Source organism: Anaerobacillus sp. 63XJN7_4_ISO-PGPR-S23-413 (assembly GCF_056173725.1).
Genome location: NZ_CM149688.1, coordinates 1,563,723 through 1,584,057 on the forward strand (window position 1 = coordinate 1,563,723; position 20,335 = coordinate 1,584,057).

General features: G+C 40.0%; 18 protein-coding genes and 1 other annotated feature. Of the genes, 12 read left to right on the plus strand and 6 right to left on the minus strand.

What is annotated here, in order from left to right:
* Positions 1–134 precede the first annotated feature (134 nt).
* From AC0VYO_RS08510 to AC0VYO_RS08520, 3 genes are all read left to right on the plus strand, one after another.
* The gene (locus AC0VYO_RS08510; RefSeq protein WP_283152355.1) at positions 135–1,073 is read left to right on the plus strand and encodes a beta-ketoacyl-ACP synthase III; all 939 of its coding nucleotides are present in this window, start codon (positions 135–137) and stop codon (positions 1,071–1,073) included.
* Positions 1,074–1,104: 31 nt separating this feature from the next.
* On the plus strand, positions 1,105–2,343 hold the full coding sequence (gene fabF, locus AC0VYO_RS08515) for a beta-ketoacyl-ACP synthase II (RefSeq protein WP_475367179.1): 1,239 nt from the start codon (positions 1,105–1,107) through the stop codon (positions 2,341–2,343).
* A 977-nt stretch (positions 2,344–3,320) separates the two neighbouring features.
* A complete protein-coding gene (locus AC0VYO_RS08520) occupies positions 3,321–4,067 on the plus strand; it encodes a YjbA family protein (protein ID WP_194221188.1) in 747 nt (248 codons plus the stop codon).
* Between the two features lie 95 nt (positions 4,068–4,162).
* Here the strand turns inward: AC0VYO_RS08520 and trpS are convergent, their stop codons facing one another.
* Together trpS and AC0VYO_RS08530 are read right to left on the minus strand one after the other, a co-directional pair.
* Positions 4,163–5,152, minus strand: a complete 990-nt coding sequence (trpS, locus tag AC0VYO_RS08525) for a tryptophan--tRNA ligase (protein ID WP_475368859.1) — start codon at positions 5,150–5,152, stop codon at positions 4,163–4,165.
* Positions 5,153–5,212: 60 nt separating this feature from the next.
* Positions 5,213–5,439 (minus strand) — a binding site (T-box leader).
* Between the two features lie 53 nt (positions 5,440–5,492).
* Complete coding sequence (locus AC0VYO_RS08530) at positions 5,493–5,864, minus strand: DUF3899 domain-containing protein (RefSeq protein WP_475368860.1); 372 nt, start codon at positions 5,862–5,864, stop codon at positions 5,493–5,495.
* 462 nt (positions 5,865–6,326) lie between these two features.
* On the opposite strand from AC0VYO_RS08530, the gene AC0VYO_RS08535 reads away from it, so the two are divergent.
* The 6 genes from AC0VYO_RS08535 to AC0VYO_RS08560 all read left to right on the plus strand — a co-directional run bounded on the left by AC0VYO_RS08535 (position 6,327) and on the right by AC0VYO_RS08560 (position 12,858).
* The gene (locus tag AC0VYO_RS08535) at positions 6,327–8,012 is read left to right on the plus strand and encodes a peptide ABC transporter substrate-binding protein (protein ID WP_475368861.1); all 1,686 of its coding nucleotides are present in this window, start codon (positions 6,327–6,329) and stop codon (positions 8,010–8,012) included.
* Between the two features lie 176 nt (positions 8,013–8,188).
* Entirely contained in the window at positions 8,189–9,118 is a 930-nt protein-coding gene (opp3b, locus tag AC0VYO_RS08540; protein ID WP_430242108.1) for an oligopeptide ABC transporter permease, read from the plus strand.
* A gap of 5 nt (positions 9,119–9,123) precedes the next feature.
* Positions 9,124–10,146: an oligopeptide ABC transporter permease gene (opp3C, locus tag AC0VYO_RS08545; protein WP_226613129.1), complete on the plus strand. Its 1,023-nt coding sequence runs from the start codon at positions 9,124–9,126 to the stop codon at positions 10,144–10,146.
* Between the two features lie 11 nt (positions 10,147–10,157).
* Positions 10,158–11,228: an ABC transporter ATP-binding protein gene (locus AC0VYO_RS08550; RefSeq protein WP_194221193.1), complete on the plus strand. Its 1,071-nt coding sequence runs from the start codon at positions 10,158–10,160 to the stop codon at positions 11,226–11,228.
* The gene (locus AC0VYO_RS08555) at positions 11,221–12,153 is read left to right on the plus strand and encodes an ABC transporter ATP-binding protein (RefSeq protein WP_226612610.1); all 933 of its coding nucleotides are present in this window, start codon (positions 11,221–11,223) and stop codon (positions 12,151–12,153) included. The genes AC0VYO_RS08550 and AC0VYO_RS08555 overlap by 8 nt, the downstream gene beginning before the upstream one ends.
* Before the next feature lie 306 nt (positions 12,154–12,459).
* Entirely contained in the window at positions 12,460–12,858 is a 399-nt protein-coding gene (locus AC0VYO_RS08560; RefSeq protein ID WP_475368862.1) for a hypothetical protein, read from the plus strand.
* Here the strand turns inward: AC0VYO_RS08560 and AC0VYO_RS08565 are convergent.
* Positions 12,855–13,391, minus strand: a complete 537-nt coding sequence (locus AC0VYO_RS08565) for an HD domain-containing protein (protein WP_430242103.1) — start codon at positions 13,389–13,391, stop codon at positions 12,855–12,857. The genes AC0VYO_RS08560 and AC0VYO_RS08565 overlap by 4 nt on opposite strands.
* Before the next feature lie 178 nt (positions 13,392–13,569).
* Between AC0VYO_RS08565 and AC0VYO_RS08570 the strand changes: the two genes are divergently transcribed.
* Positions 13,570–14,778 (plus strand): putative glycoside hydrolase, encoded by a 1,209-nt coding sequence (locus AC0VYO_RS08570; protein WP_430242101.1) that lies wholly within the window; start codon positions 13,570–13,572, stop codon positions 14,776–14,778.
* 83 nt (positions 14,779–14,861) lie between these two features.
* On the opposite strand, the gene AC0VYO_RS08575 is transcribed toward AC0VYO_RS08570, so the two are convergent.
* Positions 14,862–15,041 (minus strand): hypothetical protein, encoded by a 180-nt coding sequence (locus AC0VYO_RS08575; RefSeq protein ID WP_226612615.1) that lies wholly within the window; start codon positions 15,039–15,041, stop codon positions 14,862–14,864.
* 156 nt (positions 15,042–15,197) lie between these two features.
* Here AC0VYO_RS08575 and AC0VYO_RS08580 point away from each other — a divergent pair, with 156 nt between their 5' ends.
* Positions 15,198–15,761: a GNAT family N-acetyltransferase gene (locus AC0VYO_RS08580; protein WP_194221199.1), complete on the plus strand. Its 564-nt coding sequence runs from the start codon at positions 15,198–15,200 to the stop codon at positions 15,759–15,761.
* A gap of 33 nt (positions 15,762–15,794) precedes the next feature.
* Positions 15,795–15,923, plus strand: a complete 129-nt coding sequence (locus AC0VYO_RS08585; RefSeq protein WP_255462008.1) for a hypothetical protein — start codon at positions 15,795–15,797, stop codon at positions 15,921–15,923.
* Between the two features lie 49 nt (positions 15,924–15,972).
* Here AC0VYO_RS08585 and AC0VYO_RS08590 read toward each other — a convergent pair whose 3' ends face one another.
* The gene (locus tag AC0VYO_RS08590) at positions 15,973–19,038 is read right to left on the minus strand and encodes an efflux RND transporter permease subunit (RefSeq protein ID WP_475368863.1); all 3,066 of its coding nucleotides are present in this window, start codon (positions 19,036–19,038) and stop codon (positions 15,973–15,975) included.
* A gap of 11 nt (positions 19,039–19,049) precedes the next feature.
* A complete protein-coding gene (locus AC0VYO_RS08595) occupies positions 19,050–20,252 on the minus strand; it encodes an efflux RND transporter periplasmic adaptor subunit (protein ID WP_475368864.1) in 1,203 nt (400 codons plus the stop codon).
* Positions 20,253–20,335: the final 83 nt, after the last annotated feature.

A 20,335-nucleotide genomic window follows, 5' to 3' on the forward strand; every position in this document is an offset into this window, starting at 1 on the left:
AATGTCACGCAAGAATGGTGAGTGCCACCAAGAAGCAGTTAGGTAGACAAACGCACACTTATGAATTAAAATTAGTACCAGCTACTAAAGATTGGTTTTAAGTTAGAAAATATCCTATAAAGGGGAAATTCATGATGAACGCTGGTTTAGTAGGTGTAGGACATTATGTACCTGAACGTGTATTAACCAACCAAGATTTAGAGAAAATGGTTGATACATCTGACGAATGGATCCGCACTAGAACAGGAATAGAAGAAAGAAGAATTGCAGACGATGATATGAATACATCTGATATGGCTTATTTAGCTTCAAAAAAGGCCCTTGAAGATGCTAATATAAAAGCGGAAGACTTGGATCTTATTCTAGTTGCCACAGTTACTCCGGATTATCCATTCCCATCAGTAGGCTGTTTGCTTCAAGATAAACTTGGTGCAACGAATGCAGCAGCGATGGATTTAAGTGCGGCTTGTGCTGGATTTATGTATGGCATGATTACAGCTGGTCAGTACATTAATAATGATACTTATAAAAACATCCTAGTAGTTGGTGTAGAGAAACTTTCGAAAATTACTGACTGGGAAGATCGCAACACAGCCGTGCTATTTGGAGATGGAGCAGGTGCAGCAGTAATTGCGCCAGTTACAGAAGGAAGAGGTATTCTCTCATTTGAACTAGGTTCAGATGGAGCTGGAGCTAAACATCTTTATCAAGAGCCGAATGGCTTTATGGCTATGAATGGTAGAGAAGTATTTAAGTTTGCCGTTAGACAAATGGGGCAATCAGCGATTAACGTAATCGATAAAGCTGGTTTAACGAAAGAAGATGTGGATTTCCTTATTCCTCACCAAGCAAATATTCGCATCATGGAAGCGTCAAGACAGAGACTTGAACTTCCGATTGAGAAAATGGCGACAACTGTTAAGAAATACGGTAATACGTCTTCATCCACGATTCCAATCGCACTTTCAGAGGCGATGGAGGAAGGCCGCGTTAAGGAAGACGATGTGGTTATTCTTGTTGGCTTTGGTGGCGGTTTAACATGGGGAGCAGTTGCCCTAAAATTAGGACGTTAATGAGTAGTAGAGAAAAAGGAGCGCTGGTAAAATGAAAAGAAGAGTAGTTATTACTGGGTTGGGAACTGTTTCTCCACTCGGAAATTCGGTAGATGAAACGTGGACAAATATAGTTAACGGTGTTTCTGGGATTAATCCACTAACACGATTAGATAAAGATCAATTTGCAGCAAAAGTATCAGGTGAAGCTCTAGAATTTGATCCTGAAAATTTCATGGATCGTAAAGATGTTCGAAAAATGGACCGTTTCACTCAATTTGCCGTTGCAGCTTCTCAAATGGCAGTTGAAGATGCTGGATTGAAAATTACTGATGAGAATGCTGAAAGAGTCGGTGTTTGGATCGGTTCTGGTATTGGTGGTATGGAAACTTATGAATCACAATTCCGCACATTTATGGACAAAGGCGCTCGTCGTGTAAGTCCATTCTTCGTGCCAATGATGATTCCTGATATGGCTTCTGGCCAGGTTTCGATCATGCTTGGTGCAAAAGGAATTAACTCATGTACAGTGACAGCATGTGCTTCAGGAACAAACTCCATTGGTGATTCTTTCAAGGTGATTCAGCGTGGAGATGCTGATGTTATGATTACTGGTGGTTCAGAAGCACCTATCACAAGCATGAGCGTAGCTGGATTTGGCTCAATGAAGGCTTTATCTACTAATCCAGATCCTGCATCAGCAAGTCGTCCATTTGATGCGAATCGTGATGGGTTTGTTATTGGTGAGGGTGCAGGAATCCTTGTCATTGAAAGTCTTGAATCTGCTGAAAAACGCGGCGCTAAAATTTATGGAGAAATTGTAGGGTACGGTTCAACAGGTGATGCATATCACGTTACGCAACCGGCTCCTGAAGGGGAAGGCGGCGCACGTGCAATGCAACAGGCAATCGATGATGCTGGCCTTACTCCTGCTGACATTGGGTACATCAATGCCCATGGGACAAGCACGGATTATAATGATAGGTATGAAACAGCAGGGATTAAGTCGGTCTTTGGAGAGCATGCTTATAAGCTTGCGGTTAGTTCAACAAAGTCAATGACTGGTCATTTGCTTGGCGCTGCAGGCGCGGTTGAAGGGATTTTCTGTGCGAAGGTGTTAGAAGAAGGAATTCTCCCACCTACAATCAATTATGAAACGGCTGATCCAAACTGTGATCTCGATTATGTACCAAACCAAGCACGTAAGGCTGAAGTGAATGCTGTCATGAACAATTCACTTGGTTTTGGTGGTCATAATGCGACATTGGTGTTTAAGAAATTTGTAAAGTAGATAGGTTGTAGCCCCCTGGGAGATTTCCCAGGGGGTTTTTGTGTTTAGGTGGAGTGGGCAGGGTCTTGGCCACTTCACCTTTTAATTCGTACACGAAGGGCGTGTTCTTTTGATAAGGGTCAAGTGCCTGCCGTGTCTAACCGCCCACTTCCGCTTTTCGTGTCTAGCTACGACTCGCAGAAACTGCGATATTTCACTCTTTCACCAGAACACAAAGGGCGTGTTCTAGTTCAAGAGCTCCAATATCTCCGTTTCTAAACGCTCGTCTCCGCTTTTCGTGTCTAGCTGCAGTGGGCAGGGTCTCGATCGCTTCACCCCATAAAATGAACACAAAAACCGTGTTCTTTTTATGGGCCTCCAGCGCTTGTCGCCCCTAAACGCCCACTTCCGCTTTTCATGTGTCTAGCTGCGCGGGCCAAATCCTCCGGCTGTTTCGCCCAATCGAATGAGACAAAAAGCGTCTCAGTCTCATGGGCTCCAACATCCTGCGGATTTAAGCAGGCCCGCTTCGCTTTTCAGTCTAGCTGCGACTCGCAGAAACTGCGATATTTCACTCTTTCACCAGAACACAAAAAGCGTGTTCTAGTTCAAGAGTTCCAATATCTCCGTTTCTAAACACTCGTCTCCGCTTTTCGTGTCTAGCTGCAGTGGGCAGGGTCTCGATCGCTTCACCCCATAAAATGAACACAAGAACCGTGTTCTTTTTATGGGCCTCCAGCGCTTGTCGCCCCTAAACGCCCACTTCCGCTTTTCGTGTCTAGCTGCAGCCTCCAGACCCTCGGTCACTTCACCTTTTCATCCGAACACAAAGACCGTGTTCAAATGAAAAGGCTCCAGTGCCTGCCGGGTCTAAACGGAGGCTTCCGCTTTTCAGTGTTCTATTAATCTTTTCTTAATAATATACTTATCATGGAATAATTTGACTTGGTCCTGACTATACTGTTTTTACAAACAGTAGCGAAGTGAGGGGTAGCCAGATGTTGTATTTGCGAGATGTTTGGGTGAATTGGTTTGAAGGTGAAGAGAATGGGTACAATGTTTGCAATTTTCATGAATGGCGAAAAGATGATTTTATTGAGTTGCTGGATCAGGTGCCTGTTATTAAGGTGGAGTCACTCCTGTATCATTACATTGAAAATGATTTGACGGAGCTTCCGGAGAGTTTACTTAGTGATGTTTTTCAACAGAGCTATATACGTAAAAATAATGAACGATCACCTTTAGAGTATTGCTTCTTGGCTACGGACGGCAGAGGGGTTATTGTCATTGATACATTAGGGTATAAGATTCCCATTCGCAAAAGTCGAGTGATACCTAGACAAGAAAAAGCAGTTTATGAAATGGTGGCAGATGTTGAAGCTATCAGTTATCCGTTTGAATCAGATCAACCTTTGAAAGAACATCATATTCTTTCTCCAGGACCAGACATTATGATGGGACTTACTAGAAAAGAAAGACAGTTGAAACAGCTTTTGTTTATGGCGCTAGACCAACTGTATTCGAGTGGTAACTCGGCTGAAATACGCTATTGGTTCACAGAATGTCAGCCGAAACAGTATGTGCAAATCCAAAGTATGGAAATGGACGAGGCATGGGAAGGTCTATATAGAGAAGTGAAGGCAGGTTGGTCAGCTAAGCATGAGCAAATCTGTGAGCGAATCATCAAAGGGCAGCCGTATTTTGAAAAAATATGGGAACTTGAAAAAGGAACACACGTGAATTAACGAAAAGGCTTAGATCTATCGTCTCTCAATTAATGACTATTATTGATTTGGATAAAGCAAAAGGAAGGTTGCCCAGTGCAACCTTCCTTTTTTCTTTATCTTCTTTTTCTTTCAAGCCCCATAGCACGTTCTGCTTTTGTAAGCATTTTAGATGCTTTACGGTTCGCTTTCTCCGCCCCAAGATCAAGGATGTCATCTAGTTCAGATGAAGAAATGAGATCATTATAGCGATCCTGAATAGGTTTTAACATATTAGCGATTACTTCACCAAGCTCCGCCTTAAAGTCACCATATCCTCGACCTTCATATAGAGATTCAATTTCTTCAACGCTTTTACCTGAGCAAAGAGAGTAAATCGTAAGCAGGTTAGAGATCGCTGGTTTGTTTTCTTTGTCGTAACGGACAACTCCATCTGAATCAGTAACCGCACGTTTCACTTTTTTAATAATAGTAGATGGCTCATCAAGCATTGAAATAAACGCATTTTGATTGGAGTCAGACTTACTCATTTTTTTAGAAGGATCTTGTAGTGACATGATTCGTGCCCCGACCTTAGGAATGCGCGCATCAGGCATAACGAAAATGTCATTAAATTTACGGTTAAAACGCTCAGCAAGATTACGAGTTAACTCAATGTGCTGTTTCTGGTCATCTCCCACAGGGACAATCTCTGTACCGTAAAGAAGAATATCAGCAGCCATAAGTGGGGGATACGTAAGCAAACCTGCGCTTACAGCTTCTTTTCCAGTTGATTTATCCTTAAATTGGGTCATGCGTTCTAATTCACCTATATAAGAAACGCATTGTAACATCCATGCCAGCTGAGCATGAGCTGGTACCTCAGATTGAATGAAAAGTGTTGATTTTTCAGGATCAATTCCTGAAGCAAGGTATAATGCAGCAAGACTCCTTGAATTCTGTTTTAAAGCCTGTTTTTCTTGAGGTACTGTAATTGCGTGCTGGTTTACAACGCAGAAATAACATTCATTCTCATCCTGAAGATCAGTAAAATGCTTCATTGCTCCAAGATAGTTCCCTATTGTTAATGTTCCACTCGGTTGAATACCCGAAAAAATAACGCTCATTGTGTGTTGCTCCTCTCAATTTCTATAAAAGCATACAAAAAGGCCCATTCATCCCTTAATGCTAGGGACGAATGGACCGTGGTGCCACCCTGCTTATCCAGTAAGTCTGGATCACTTATGGTATTAAATACCGCTAGTGATAACGTGAATGCTCACGCCAATGCCTACTAAAGTCTTCAGCAAAGGGGCTCAGAAGTCCATTCCAAAAAGTGTGATACCTATTTCCACCAACCATAGGCTCTCTATAAATCACATCAGTTTGTACTACTCTTCATCTTAGCCATTCTGTATCCTTCTTCTTTAACTAGTATAGCGCAACTAAATCATCGCATGCAACAAGTTAGCTACTTACAAGAATGATGGAAATGATAATAGTGAGTATGACACAAAACCCGCCTGCCATTAAGAGTGGATAAGTGATTGGGTTATCATAATCAAGCCTGTAATGGATTTCGGAAGTATCCTCCTCAATCATTTGTCGCTTAGCCGTATTTCTAAAATACCGCTTAAATGAATAGACAATCCCGTCAAAAAACCCCGTTTGAACAACGTGAAGAGCAGCACCAATAAGTACCATAGCAAGTGCAATCATAAAGAGAATATCTGATATGGATTGGATGCCAAGGCCTCCGTCAGAAGTAAATGAGATGATCATTGACGCGGTAATCGCAAGCACGATTAAGATACCTGATTTTAAAGTAAGTGATTTCATAATAGCCCCCATTTTCTTTCTACTATCAAGTATAAAAAAATAAATAGTCTAGAACAATATAAACGAGGTAGAAATGTGTAACGGTTTAACACATCGTGTACATTTCAGAATATTTCGCGATATGAATACAGTATACACCAAAGTATACTATATACTTTTAGGTAAGGGGGGCTAAGTAGATTTTCATACATTTCACTGTAAAATATCAAATGTTACCCAGAAACCAGAGAATTTATACCAGGACTAAAGAACTATTTTTTGTTATGCAAACGTAATTGTGGCGCGGTTTTTGTAAATGAGTGTAAAAATAACGTATGCAAAATAATTAGAAAACTTGTATAATACGAGTTGTGGGCGAAACGAATCAGATTATTCTCGAGTGAATAGTTAGATAATTTGATGAATTCCGTCATGCGGATCACTAGCTTTTATAGCTACATATTTTAAGGGAGGTCACACAGCATGAAGAAATCAAGATGGACTCTTGTCCTATCTCTTGTGCTTGTATTGAGCGTATTCCTGTCGGCTTGCGGCGGCGGCTCAAACAACGGGGGGAACAGTGGTGGAGAAGGCGACGGAGAAGGCGGTTCTGCTGAACAAGTACTTAACTTAGTAGAAACAGCTGAAATTCCTTCAATGGATACTACACAAGCTACTGATAACACATCTTTTAAAGCAATGAACCAGGTTTTCGAAGGACTATATCGTCTTGACGAAAATAACGAGCCTACACTTGGTATGGCTGCTGAAGAACCAACAGAAGAAGAAAAAGACGGTGAAACTGTTTATACATTTACAATTCGTGACGATGCTAAATGGTCTGACGGATCAGATGTAGTAGCAGATGACTTCATCTATGCATGGCATAAAGCGCTAAACCCAGATACAATTTCTCCTTACGCTTCTATGTTTGGTACTGCTGGAATCAAAAACGGTAATGCAATCATTACTGAAGGCGATCCACTTTACGGTAAAGTAGAAGAGCTTGGAGCTAAAGCAGTAGATGAGAAAACACTAGAGATTACTGTTGAAAACCAAGTGCCTTATTTTAAAGCACTACTTACTTTTGCGACATTCTATCCACAGCCTAAAGCATTTGCTGAAGAGCAGGGTGAAAAATTCGCACTAGAATCTGATACAATGCTTTACAATGGACCATTCGTATTTGCTGAGTGGAACCACGGTGAAGGCTGGACTTACGAAAAGAACGCTGAATATTGGGATGCTGAAACTGTAAGTCTTGAAAAGATTACGACTAAAGTAGTGCAAGATACAGCTACTACTGTAAACCTTTATGAAACTGGTAAGATTGATCGCGCTGGTCTTTCTGCAGATTTCGTAGATCAATTCAAAGATAATGAAGAATTTTCTACACTAGTAGATCCAACAATGTACTTCATGCGTATGAACCAAGAAAATGAAGCACTAGCTAACAAAGATATTCGTAAAGCATTGTACCTTGCATATGACCGTGAAGGACTTGTAAATGTACTTCTTAATAACGGATCAATTGCTGCAAAGTATTTCGTACCTAAAGACTTTGTAAAAGGTCCTGAAGGTGATGACTTCCGTGAATTTGCTCCAGACGGCTTCTATGCTGACCAAGGAGAAGATGAAGCGAAAGAAGCTTGGGAAGCTGGACTTAAAGCACTTGGTACAGACTCTGTAGAACTAGAATTCCTAACTACTGATAACGAGCTTGCTGCTAAAATCGCAGAATATGCAAAAGATCAGTTTGAAACAAAGCTTGATGGTCTTACATTAACAATCAACAAACAGCCTTGGAAGCAGTTCCTTGAGCTTGAAGATTCTGGCGACTTTGATATCTCAACTGGCGGTTGGGGACCTGACTATCCAGATCCAATGACGTTCCTTTATATGTTTGAAACTGACGGCGCTTATAACCGCATGGGCTACTCTAGCGAGAAGTATGACGAGCTAGTTTCAGGAGCTAAGAAAGAAACAGATGAAGCGAAGCGTTGGAAAATGATGCAAGACGCTGAGAAAGTTCTAATGGAAGAGGATATTGCGATTATCCCAACTTACCAAAAAGGTAACGCAATTCTACAAAAAGATTACGTTAAAAACTTCTATGTACACTCATTTGGAGCTGATTCTTCATATAAGTGGGTTAAGATTGAAAAGTAATTTTGGATTTTCAGGAGAGTATATGTCATCCTGACATATACTCTCTTTTTTACCTGTAATAAGAAATATGTCGAAACGATAGCTAGAAGTGAAATAGATAGAAAATTTTTTCTAGTGAAATTCCATTTTTCGACTTATACTATATAAGCAGGTATCTTTTGAGGAGGTTGGTTGTAGTGGGACGTTATATTGGCGGAAGGATCATTTCAATGTTGATTACCTTCCTAATTATTGCTTCGCTAACATTTTTTCTAATGAAGCTTCTCCCTGGTACACCGTTTAATAACCAGGATAAGCTTACAGAAACACAAATTGTGCAGTTGAACGATAAATATGGTTTAAACGATCCAGTTCCTGTACAGTACTTTAATTATATGAAAAACTTATTATCAGGTGATCTCGGTGTTTCCTTCCAGCAGGATGGCCGTGAAGTGTCAACAATTATCGGTGAACGTATTGGACCTTCAGCTTATTTAGGACTTCAATCACTAGTAGTTGGAACTATCATTGGTCTTTTTCTTGGAATTATTGCAGCATTAAGACACAATTCGTTCTTAGATTATGGAACGATGGTTATCGCAGTTCTTGGTATTTCAATTCCGAACTTCGTTATCGCTGGCCTTATGCAATACTGGTTGGGTGTTAAGTGGCAGTTGTTACCAGTAGCTTACTGGGATGGCTTTGCTTATACAATCATGCCAACCATTGCAATTGCTTCGATTGTTGTCGCAACAATAGCTCGTTTTATGAGAACAGAAATGCTAGAAGTTCTCGGTCAGGACTATATTACAACAGCGAAAGCAAAAGGCTTAAGTAGCACAGCGGTTGTTATTAGACATACAATCCGTAATGCTTCTATACCTATCATTACTATTATGGGACCACTGGTTGTAGGTCTAATGACAGGTACTCTAGTAATTGAGCAAATCTTTGTCATACCAGGACTTGGTGAGAAATTTGTTAACTCGATTTTAACAAACGATTTCCCAATTATTATGGGTACAACGCTTTTCTTTAGTTTGCTATTTATAGTTGTGATTTTAATAGTAGACATTATGTATGGGATTATTGATCCACGAATTCGTCTAGCGGGAGGTAAGAGTTAATGAGTATGAAACAAGAAAAGCTACATGATATCTCAGACGACATGTTTCAACCCGCTAAAATTGATTCTTCTGAAAACGAACAAATAGCACGTGAAAGTACAGGATTTTGGAAAGATGCGTGGAGAAGATTAAAAAAGAATCCAGGGGCTATTACCGGACTAGTTATCATTATTGCCATTATTTTATTGGCGATTTTCGGACCTGGAATGAATGAACACTCATATTCGCAGCAAGAATTAACGAGAGCGAAGCTTCCTGCTAAAGTTCCAGTCCTTGAAAATATTGATTTTCTAGGAGTTAACGGAGTTGATATTCGCGGAACTGATCAGTATGAAGCTAAAGGCTATGAAGACGAATACTTCTGGTTCGGTACGGATGAATTCGGCCGAGATCAGTGGACACGAGTATGGCAGGGGACGCGAATTTCGCTATTCATCGCTGCAGCAGCAGCCTTTATTGATTTTGTAATTGGTGTCGCATATGGTGGTATTTCTGCCTATTATGGTGGGCGAGTTGATAACATTCTTCAGCGTATTATTGAAGTTTTAGTAGGTATTCCAAATCTAATATTAATTATTCTATTTATTTTAATATTTGAGCCTGGAATATTCTCAATTATTCTCGCACTTTCGGTAACAGGGTGGATAGGAATGTCGCGTATTGTTCGAGGACAGGTTTTAAAACTTAAAACTCAAGAGTTTGTTCTCGCTTCTCGTACTTTAGGAGCTACAAGTGGACGAGTAATTGGGAAACATTTAATTCCAAACGTACTCGGACAAATTATTATTACAACAATGTTTACAATTCCAAGTGCGATTTTCTTCGAGGCATTCCTAAGCTTTATCGGCCTTGGACTACGACCTCCTGAAGCTTCACTTGGTTCCATCATTAACAATGGATTTAAGAGTCTACAAATTTATCCGCATCTTGTGCTATGGCCATCAATTATCATTTCATTGATTATGATTGCCTTTAACCTTCTTGGTGACGGCCTTCGAGATGCATTTGATCCAAAGCTACGTAAATAGGGGGGATTAGAATGGAAAAGATTCTAGAAGTGAATGATTTGCACGTCTCCTTTGATACGTTTGCTGGAGAAGTACAAGCCGTTCGTGGAGTAAACTTCCATTTAAATAAAGGTGAAACATTAGCAATTGTAGGAGAGTCTGGATCAGGGAAATCTGTAACATCGAAAGCCGTTATGCGCTTGATTCCAAATCCTCCTGGACGTATTAAAGAAGGTGAGATTAAGTTCGGTGATCGTGATCTTGCTCAACTGTCCGAAAAGGAAATGCAAAAAATTCGTGGGTCTGAAATCTCAATGATTTTCCAAGATCCAATGACTTCACTTAACCCGACCATGACTATTGGGAAGCAAATCATGGAAGGTCTAGTGAAGCACCAAAATATGAGTAAATCAGAAGCGAAGGAACGTGCGATTGAGCTTTTGAAACTTGTTGGTATTCCGAATGCAGAGGGAAGAGTAAATGAATTCCCACACCAATTTTCAGGTGGTATGAGACAGCGTGTGGTTATTGCCATTGCTCTTGCATGTAACCCTCGTGTTCTTATTGCAGATGAGCCGACAACAGCTCTAGATGTTACAATCCAGGCTCAGATTCTTGAGCTACTAAATGATCTTCAAGAAAAAATGGGCACGTCGATTATCTTTATTACTCACGACCTTGGGGTTGTAGCTAATATCGCAGATCGCGTAGCGGTTATGTATGCAGGTAAAATTGTTGAAACTGGAACTGTAGATGAAATTTTCTACAACCCTCAGCATCCTTACACATGGGGACTTCTTGGTTCAATGCCAAGTCTAGACTCAACGGATGAAGAGCTTATTGCTATTCCAGGATCACCGCCAGATTTACTTGATCCACCTAAAGGTGACGCATTTGCTCCGCGTAATCCATACGCAATGAAGATTGATACAGAAATGGAGCCACCGTTGTTTAAGATCTCAGATACGCATTATGCAGCAACGTGGCTATTGCACGAGAAAGCACCTAAAGTAGAACCGCCTGCAGCAATTAAAAAACGTATGCAGGGAATGGCTCCAAGTGAGCCGATCATTGGCGCGAAAGATGGTGGTAAGAATGTCTAGTCAAGAAAAACTCCTAGAAATTAAAAATTTAAAGCAGCATTTTAAAGTAGGTAAAAGCACAGTAAAAGCTGTTGATGGCTTAACATTTGATATTTATAAAGGTGAGACGTTCGGTCTAGTTGGAGAGTCTGGTTGTGGGAAATCCACAACTGGACGTACCATTATTCGCCTATACGATGCAACTGACGGTGAAGTTCGATTTAATGGAGAAGATGTCCATGGAAAAAAATCTGCGAAAGAACTTAAGAAATTTAATCAAAAAATGCAGATGATCTTCCAGGATCCATACGCTTCTTTAAATCCGAGAATGACCGTTTCTGATATTATTGCTGAAGGCATTGATATTCACGGTCTTGCAACGTCTAAGAAAGCTCGTATGGACAAAGTGGTTGAACTTCTTGAAACAGTAGGATTGAACAAAGAACATGCGAACCGCTACCCTCACGAATTTAGTGGTGGGCAAAGACAGCGTATCGGAATCGCTCGTGCTCTTGCGGTTGATCCAGAATTTATTATTGCGGATGAGCCTATTTCTGCTCTAGACGTTTCGATTCAAGCACAGGTTGTTAACTTGATGAAGAAACTTCAAAGAGAAAAAGGCTTAACGTATTTGTTTATTGCGCATGACCTTTCTATGGTGAAATACATTAGTGATCGTATTGGTGTTATGTATCGTGGCCAAATCGTTGAGCTTGCTGAAAGTGAAGAGCTTTATCGAAACCCACTACATCCTTATACGCAGTCTCTTCTTTCTGCGATTCCACTTCCGGATCCGGAATATGAGCGTTCTAGAAAACGTAAAGTTTATGATCCTGATAAGCACCTTCCTGAAAATGGAGAAGAACGAGTTCTTCGTGAAGTTGTGGAGGGACACTGGATCGCTTGTACTGAAGAAGAGTACCAAAAGTACCAAGTAACAGTTTAAAAGGTAAGGACCTCATTTCAACTGAAATGAGGTCCTTTTTTAGTGCTTTTTATGACGAAATTTTATGACTAGATAACCTATGTAGAGTAGAATTGGGACATTCAGAAATCCTTTTACATAAAGGGATAAGTCAACTGGAAGCGAATAGTCTACTAAAATAAGTCCGCACAGAATAAAAGTAGAAATAAGTAAACTAAGTTTTAATTTGTTCATAAACTCTCCTTTCAGAAAAGCTGTAGTTACTTTGTTCGTTTTACTGAGATACCTTTTGTGAAATCATACAAAGCAAAATAGAGGAGGATCCATATGATTTTTTACACTTACAATTGCGAATTTGATGAAGAAACGCTAGATTCGATTAGATCAGAAAATATGGCAAGGTTACAGTTACAACCTTCTTCTCATTCTATCGTATACTTATTTGAAGAAAAAGAACAAACCGTAGGATATGTTTGGATTGAAACATTTGAAGAGTACGTTGAGGCTGTGGAATTTTTTTATAAAGGCAATGAAAAGAAGAGGTGGGGTTTGTACGAATTTATCGTTCAATTGGCTTATAAGCAGAGAAAGCAGAGGATTATTATGAGTGTTCCTAATAGTGAGTATGGAATGACTTTTGTAAAGAAGTGGGAAGGGGAGATAAGGGAAAGGGATGGAAAGGATTTACACATTGAGATCCCTTTCCTGAGCTATAGTGGATCTTAAACACTTTGCTGCCACTCATTTTGATTGTTCAAGCTTTGTTCAATCAATTGATCGAGTGCAGCGAGCTCATTTCTCGCTTCTTCTTCAGAGATGACTTTATAATGGTGGTTACCACCAGGTTCTTCGTCCGCTTCATCAGCCATTGCAACTACTTCTTGAAGGGCGTTACGGTTTACCGTTCCCATGAAGTAGGAATCCGTGTGGAATAGGATTGCGACGGCAATTTCCTTTGCTGAAACTGGATTTTCACCAAGTCGTATCAGCATTTTGTGAGCGCGTTCAGCCCCTTTGATTGCATGAATGTCATTCTGTTTATATAAGTTATAATCCCATTTTCCATTTCGGTACCATGTATAGTGACCAATATCATGAAGTAATGCTGCTTTTGCAGCAAGATCAGGATTGACATCGTGTTCACTTGCGAAATGATAAGCGTGTTTGGCCACAGTAATCGCATGAGCCAATCCAGCGCGTTTTAAATACTTTCGTGCAAATGGTAGTTGATAAATATCAGTTAGTGTTACGTTTCTCATGGTTATGGCCTCCTCACCAATCTAAATTTATTTTTCTAAATATCATACCATTTGATAAAAAATAAAGCAATTTATATTGTTCACGAAAAAGACATGAGAAATTTTACTGGAAGTTCTTTCAAAGAGCGTATATTCATCTTATAATAGAGGAGGCAAACTAATAAAGGGGAGAGAAGCTGTGCGTATTTTTAATGTGGGGTTGAAAGGCCTGCTCGCGTCAGTTTTGCTTTTTTCTGTTTTCGGGCAATCGGTACAAGCAGATGAAGCATTATCAGCGACAAATCTTAAAGGGATTGAGACAGAAAAAAAGGAACTAACGTTACCAGATCGACTACCAAGATTCGTTTATGATTCTGGTCTAGATTTCGAATATCCCGATGCAGTTCGAGGTATTTATGTAACAGGGAATTCAGCAGGTGGAAGTCGATTCAGTAAGCTCACAGAATTTGTGAACTCTACAGATTTAAATGCAATGGTCATCGATCTTAAAGATGATTTTGGAAATCTTACATATGAACCAAAGAAGGATTCTCCATTAGCAGAGTATGAGATTGGCAAACCTTATATGAAAGATCCTCGCAAGGTTTTAGAAGAGATGGAGAAAAACGAGATCTATCCAATTGCGAGAGTAGTTGTATTTAAGGATACAGTGCTTGCAGAAGCAAGACCAGAGCTTTCATATAAAGAAGGTGGTTCGGTTTGGAAAAATGGACGTGGAGAAGCATTTGTTAACCCATTTAAGGAAGAGGTATGGGATTACAATGTTGAAATTGCAATTGAAGCAGCTAAAATGGGCTTCAAAGAAATTCAATTTGATTACGTCCGTTTCCCAGAAGGGTTTGAAACACGTGAAGACACATTAGAATATTCGATGGGCAAATATGCTGATATGGATATGGATAATGTTCAAAAACGTGTGCAGGCTGTAACAGACTTTGTAGCATATGCGAATTCGAAGCTTGAGCAGTATGATGTTGATGTATCGGTTGATATTTTTGGTTACTCAGCAACGATTCCTGAAGCGCCTGGTATCGGGCAGAATTTCTCTAAAATTTCTAGTAACGTTGATGTTATTTCATCTATGATTTATCCAAGTCACTGGGGATCCTATTTTGGAATTTCAAAGCCTGATTTGGAACCGTATAACTTAATAAATGAGTATGCAAAAGTAGAGAATGAAGTATTAGGCAAATTGGATGATGCTCCTACAAGTCGTCCATGGATTCAGGATTTCACTGCAAGTTATCTTGGTAGTGGGAATTACTTGAATTACGGAAAGGCGGAAGTAGAAGCCCAAATTAAAGCCTTGAAAGACAATGGTATTAATGAATATCTACTTTGGGACGCAAGCAATAGTTATACAAAGAATGTCGACTATACACCGTGATACGTAAAGAAAAGGATTGCCTCTGAAGGCAATCCATTTTCTCTATATACGATTCCCTTCCCGCTAACGCTCAATGCGCTGGTTTAGAATGAATCTTTCGTTAATTTCCTCCAGTTTTTCTGACTATCCTCTAAAGGGTGTTGGAAGGAGGTTTTTTCTTTAGAAAAAATGAAGCGTCCTGAAGCATTTAAGAAGATAGCAATAAATGCTGTGAAGCTAATGAGTAGAATAGCGAGCATGATAAACTCAGCAAAAAAGTTCATTTCATTCCTCCTTAGCATGTTTGATATTAGTGTACAGTATGTTTACATAACTGAGAAGAGGGGAAAATAACTACTGCCTTATCTAGCTTAGCACTATTTTACTGGATAAATGTGTTATACTATTAGTGACGAATTAATTTAAAAGGGAGTAGATCAATGAACTGGTATGAGAAGCTGAAGCAATATTTCCCCATTGAAGAGATGAAATCAAAAGAGCATATGGACTTACTGCTTGAAGAAAAAGGTGACATTTACAATAAGGACGAGGGACCGCACCATGTTCTAATGTATGCCGATCTTCCTGATTTCATATTCGTGGATTATATTTTCGTTTCCAAGGATGCCAGAGGTCAGGGGCTAGGAAAGAAATTAATTGAAGAACTTAAAGGAAAGAATAAGCCAATTATCCTCGAGGTAGAGCCTGTTGATTACGATGAAACGGATACTGAAAAAAGACAGCGCTTTTATTTGAGAGAAGGATTTAAACACGCGAAGTCAATTGGCTACCGAAGAAGATCTCTTGCTACAAACGAGATTAATGAAATGGAAATTCTTTTCTGGTCTCCAAACGAAGCTGGTGAGAAAGAAATTTACGAAGCGATGAAGCATACGTATCAGGAGATTCATACTTACAAAGATATGCAGTTGTATGGTGAGTCTTATCAGCCTGTCGAAGAAGTGCTGAGTCTTAAAGAAGATAAGGAACTCATTGAAGAGTAAGAGTATTGTTTTCGATCAGGAGGGAACCTTCTTATGAAGAATCGTGAGAAGAAAAAGCAAAAGAAGCGCGAATGGTTGAAGGATTTATTGAAACGACGATGGAAAACCTGGAAACCGCAGTCTTCGAAAGAGCCCGCCTCAAATACGAGAACATCTGCATAAAAAATGTAACAAAAAACCGAAAGCCTTAAAACTGGCTTTCGGTTTTTTTCTATTCATTTGTTTCTAATTTTTTATCCAATCGTTTCTGACGACGTAGATCAATCAAGTAATAAACAACAGGAATAAATACTAATGTTATAAACGTTGCTACACTCAATCCGAATACGATGACGATGGCCATCGGTTGCTGAATTTCTGTACCTTCACCAAACCCGAATGATAAAGGAACTAGACCTAGAATCGTCGTTAAAGCTGTCATTAAAATCGGTCTTAAGCGAATGGGGCCTGCTTCTAAAATCGCTTCACGAGTTCCCATCCCTGTTTCACGAAGCTTATTAATATAATCAACGAGTACAATCGCATTATTGACCACGATCCCCGTTAAAATAAGCATACCAACGAGTGAACCAACTCCAAGAGGCTGGAAGGAGATAAGGAGGCCGAAAATAATCCCAATAGCTGTGAGTGGAACAGAAAACATAATGATAAACGGATAGAGAAATGATTCAAACTGTCCTGCCATAACCATATAAACAAGAACAATGGCAAGAGCAAGAGCACCGGACAATTTAAAGAAAGCATCATTCATTTGTTCATCTTGTCCACCAAAAGTGATTTTATATGAATTACCAGGGAGCGGAACGTCTTTGACTAGTTTTTCGCGAATTTCATCTGTAACCGTTCCAAGATCTCGACCCAATAGACTCGCCGTTATTTCCACTTGTCTTAATCGATCCGAACGTGTAATTTCCGATGGACCAAGCCCCCGTTTAATTTCGGCAACAGCAGAAAGGGGGATTTTTTCCCCAGTTTGAGTCTCGATTAATAGGCTAGATAGAGAATCAAGGGAATCTGTATATTTATCTTCAACTGCTAAGCGAATATCTAATTGATTGCCATCTCTTGCAAGATTGCTTGCTACAAGTCCTTTTGTGGCATTAGAAATCGTTGTTGAAATTTGTGAGCTACCTATTCCATAGCTCGCAGCCTTCTCACGATCGATTAGAATTTGAACTTCTGGATTATTGGATTCGATACTCGAAGTTGGTTCTCTTACCCCATCGACTTCTGATAAGCTCTCCATCACATCATCCGAAAGTTCTTTCAAAACATCAAGCTCAGGTCCGATGATGTTAATTGAAATAGGATCAGCGCTAAATCCAGAATCACTGGCAGATACAGAAATATCGGCGTTCGGTATACCTTTAAGCTTCTTTCGGATATCTTCGGCAACTTCTAAGTCAGATTGATCTCGCTCATTGATTGGAACGAGCAGAACGCTGTAGCTAGCCCGGTTCGTTTGACTGCCAGCTCCAACACTAAAGTTGTCAGTTCCTCCAGCTGTTAAATAGGATAGATCAACTTCAGGAATCGACTTTAAGACGTTATCAATTTCCTCTGTGACGGTTTCAGTGGCGTCAAGAGAGCTTCCTGCAGGAAGATTCGCTGATATATTCACAAAGCTCTGATCCTGTGCAGGAAGGAATTCTGTCCCAATAAAAGGCGTTCCAGCTGCTGAAATAGCAAGGAGCAGAACGGTAAAGCCGATTGTTTTTTTAGGATGAGAAAGTGTTTTATCTAATACTCGACGATACCAATTATTAACCCGATCAAATTTAAGTTGAAAAATCGATTTCGATTCGTTTCGGTTCATCAGAAGAGATGATAACAATGGCACAATAATAAGTGCTGTAAATAGTGACGCTAATAGTGAGAAGGTAACAGCAAGCGCTAATGGTTTAAAGAGCTGGGCAGCGAGCCCAGTAACAAACACAATTGGTAAGAAAACGACAACTGTAGTGAGTGTAGATGCAATGATTGCACTACCAACTTCTTTCGTACCATCTACTGCCGCTTCTTTAAGTGATTTACCTTCCTGCCTTAGTCGGTAAATGTTTTCTAGAATAACAATAGAGTTGTCTACCATCATTCCAACTCCGAGCGCGAGGCCGCCTAGTGTTAGGAGGTTGATGGTTTGACCTGAGAAATACATTAAAATAAATGCACCTACGATAGAAATAGGTATGGATAAACCAATAATTAACGTGCTGCGAATATTGCGTAAGAACAGATATAGAACGGCAGCAGCTAAAAGACTTCCAATAATAATATTCCATACAACAGCACGGATTGACTGATTAATAAATTTCGCCTGGTCGAATACGGTTTTAATTTCCATGCTTTCTGGTAGGGAAGGCTGAATTTCTTCAAGCTTCTCATTAATTTGCTTCACTACTTGAACGGTGTTTGCTCCAGATTGCTTTTGGATTGAAAAACCAATCGCCGGCTCACCATTTAAGAAACTTTCTTGAACGGCAGGTTTCATCATTTCTTCGATTTCAACGAGCTGATTAAGCTTGACGGTACCATTTTGTGTTGGAACGGATAAGTTTTTCAAATCATCAACGGATTTAAACTCTCCTGTTACGCGAAGAGGCAGGTTTTTATTCTCTGTTTCAATAGATCCGCTTGGTAAATTAAGATTTTCTGATCCAATGAGCTGCTGTAAGTTTGTAAGGGTGACGCCATATTGACTTAATTTATCTGGATCAGCAGTTAATCTAATTTCCTTCTCTAACTGACCTTCAATCGTAACAGCTGCAACCCCTGGTACTGAATCAAGTGAAGGTTTAATTTGATCTTCAATTACTTTCTTTACTGCAGTAAGATCTTCCTCCGATCCAGCCACTCCAAGTTGCATGATAGGAATATCACTTGGATTAAAACGCAATACTTTAGGAATTGGTACTTCAGAAGGTAGAGAGTCTCTAACTGCATCAATTTGTTCCCTCATATTTAACGTGGCAAAATCCATATCTGTTCCCCATTCGAATGAAACGAGGATCAGTGCACCACCATTTTGTGAGACGGACGATATACTTTCGACATTCGGTAGGGTACCCATCACGTTCTCAAGAGGGGAGGCTAGTAAGTTCTCAACTTCTTCAGGACCAGCACCATCATATGTAACCGTTACGGCTGCAACAGGGAAAGTAAGATCGGGAAACAGATCAACTGGCATGTTACGTAGTGATACTGTTCCGATAATGAGGATGAAAATAATCACCATCCCCATAGCAATTGGACGAAAGACGGAAAGCTTAGCAATATTCATGTGTGTTCAACTCACTTCTGTACCTGGATTTCAGATGCTTCGTTTAGACGATCTTTACCTTTAGTGATGACTTTATCACCTTTTGAGAGACCTTTCGTAATTTGGATGCTTTCATCAGTCTCTGCTCCTAGCTCGACGTTAACTTGTTTCACTTTCTTTCCTTGTGGTGCGTAAACATACGTTTCATCATCACCATAGATAATTGAATCCTTAGGGACAGTTACAGCGTTCTCTATGACGTCTGTTTGTATGGTCGCAGTTGCTTTCATACCACCTTTAATTTTTAAATCTTTGTTTTCAATTGGAATCTCAATTAGAAATGAACCCGTTTGTTCATTTGCTGTAGGTGGGATCGCTTTTAATTTCCCATCAAAAGATCCATCGACACCGTCAAAAGTGATCTTCACTTCCTGATCTTTTTGTAACTGTGTAATTTGAAAGCTATTTACTTGAAAGGCAGCGTTAATCGGATTTAAATTCACGACGACCGCAAGCGGGGTGCTTGGCACGGCTGCAGCATTTTCTTCAGCATTGATTTGAGAAACGATCCCATTTATAGGTGATTCAATGGTAGTTGCATTTAGGACGTCCCTTGCCTGGTTAAGGCTTGCTTTCGTTTCGGACAACTGTGTTTCAAGCTGTGTCACATTACCTGCTGACATTGAAGGAACCTGGGCTGCAGCTTGGGATAATTGTGCCTGCTTTATGGTTACTTCAAGACTTTCCTTTAAAACATCAGCAGCTGTCACTTCTTCTGAATCAAGTTCATTAAGTAGCTGCTTAGATCGTTCGAGTGAAGCATTTAATTCATCTTGAAGATTTTTTAACTCTTGAGCACTTTTTTCTGCTTGTCCAGACAATTCTTGAGCCTGGCTAACGGCTTTTTCAAGCTCATTGACCGCATTCGTTAGCTGGTTGACATTTTCTCTCGCTGTAGAATCATCGAGAGAAGCAATGAGATCTCCTTTTTCCACAGAGCTTCCAACAGTCACGTTTATTTCTTTTACCTCGAGTGGGGAAGGGGCAGCGAGCGGGATCGTCACTCCAGGAGTAGCTTGTCCGGCTAATTCAAGTTCATTCGAAATGTTTTTTTGTTGAGCAGTAGCGACTTCAACTGGAATCGGTTCATTTGAAGTTTGTTCATTTGTAATTTCCTGTGTTGTACAAGCGCTTGCAAAGACGAGCATACTTACAAGAAACAGAGCCTTTTTCATATTATTCACCTCAGAATTAGTGTATCTCTTACGAATCGTATCATGTGAAGGAAACTTTTTTTAGATAAAAATCAAACTTTTTT

Excerpts from the sequence above, each read along its gene's own strand:
- fabF (WP_475367179.1), top strand. The coding sequence starts at position 1,105 with ATGAAAAGAAGAGTAGTTATTACTGGGTTGGGAACTGTTTCTCCACTC.
- trpS (WP_475368859.1), bottom strand. The coding sequence starts at position 5,152 with ATGAGCGTTATTTTTTCGGGTATTCAACCGAGTGGAACATTAACAATA.
- AC0VYO_RS08555 (WP_226612610.1), top strand. The coding sequence starts at position 11,221 with ATGTCTAGTCAAGAAAAACTCCTAGAAATTAAAAATTTAAAGCAGCAT.
- AC0VYO_RS08520 (WP_194221188.1), top strand. The coding sequence starts at position 3,321 with ATGTTGTATTTGCGAGATGTTTGGGTGAATTGGTTTGAAGGTGAAGAG.
- AC0VYO_RS08550 (WP_194221193.1), top strand. The coding sequence starts at position 10,158 with ATGGAAAAGATTCTAGAAGTGAATGATTTGCACGTCTCCTTTGATACG.
- AC0VYO_RS08560 (WP_475368862.1), top strand. The coding sequence starts at position 12,460 with ATGATTTTTTACACTTACAATTGCGAATTTGATGAAGAAACGCTAGAT.
- AC0VYO_RS08575 (WP_226612615.1), bottom strand. The coding sequence starts at position 15,041 with ATGAACTTTTTTGCTGAGTTTATCATGCTCGCTATTCTACTCATTAGC.
- AC0VYO_RS08595 (WP_475368864.1), bottom strand. The coding sequence starts at position 20,252 with ATGAAAAAGGCTCTGTTTCTTGTAAGTATGCTCGTCTTTGCAAGCGCT.
- AC0VYO_RS08510 (WP_283152355.1), top strand. The coding sequence starts at position 135 with ATGAACGCTGGTTTAGTAGGTGTAGGACATTATGTACCTGAACGTGTA.
- AC0VYO_RS08580 (WP_194221199.1), top strand. The coding sequence starts at position 15,198 with ATGAACTGGTATGAGAAGCTGAAGCAATATTTCCCCATTGAAGAGATG.
- AC0VYO_RS08535 (WP_475368861.1), top strand. The coding sequence starts at position 6,327 with ATGAAGAAATCAAGATGGACTCTTGTCCTATCTCTTGTGCTTGTATTG.
- AC0VYO_RS08585 (WP_255462008.1), top strand. The coding sequence starts at position 15,795 with ATGAAGAATCGTGAGAAGAAAAAGCAAAAGAAGCGCGAATGGTTGAAG.
- AC0VYO_RS08565 (WP_430242103.1), bottom strand. The coding sequence starts at position 13,391 with ATGAGAAACGTAACACTAACTGATATTTATCAACTACCATTTGCACGA.
- opp3C (WP_226613129.1), top strand. The coding sequence starts at position 9,124 with ATGAAACAAGAAAAGCTACATGATATCTCAGACGACATGTTTCAACCC.
- AC0VYO_RS08590 (WP_475368863.1), bottom strand. The coding sequence starts at position 19,038 with ATGAATATTGCTAAGCTTTCCGTCTTTCGTCCAATTGCTATGGGGATG.
- AC0VYO_RS08530 (WP_475368860.1), bottom strand. The coding sequence starts at position 5,864 with ATGAAATCACTTACTTTAAAATCAGGTATCTTAATCGTGCTTGCGATT.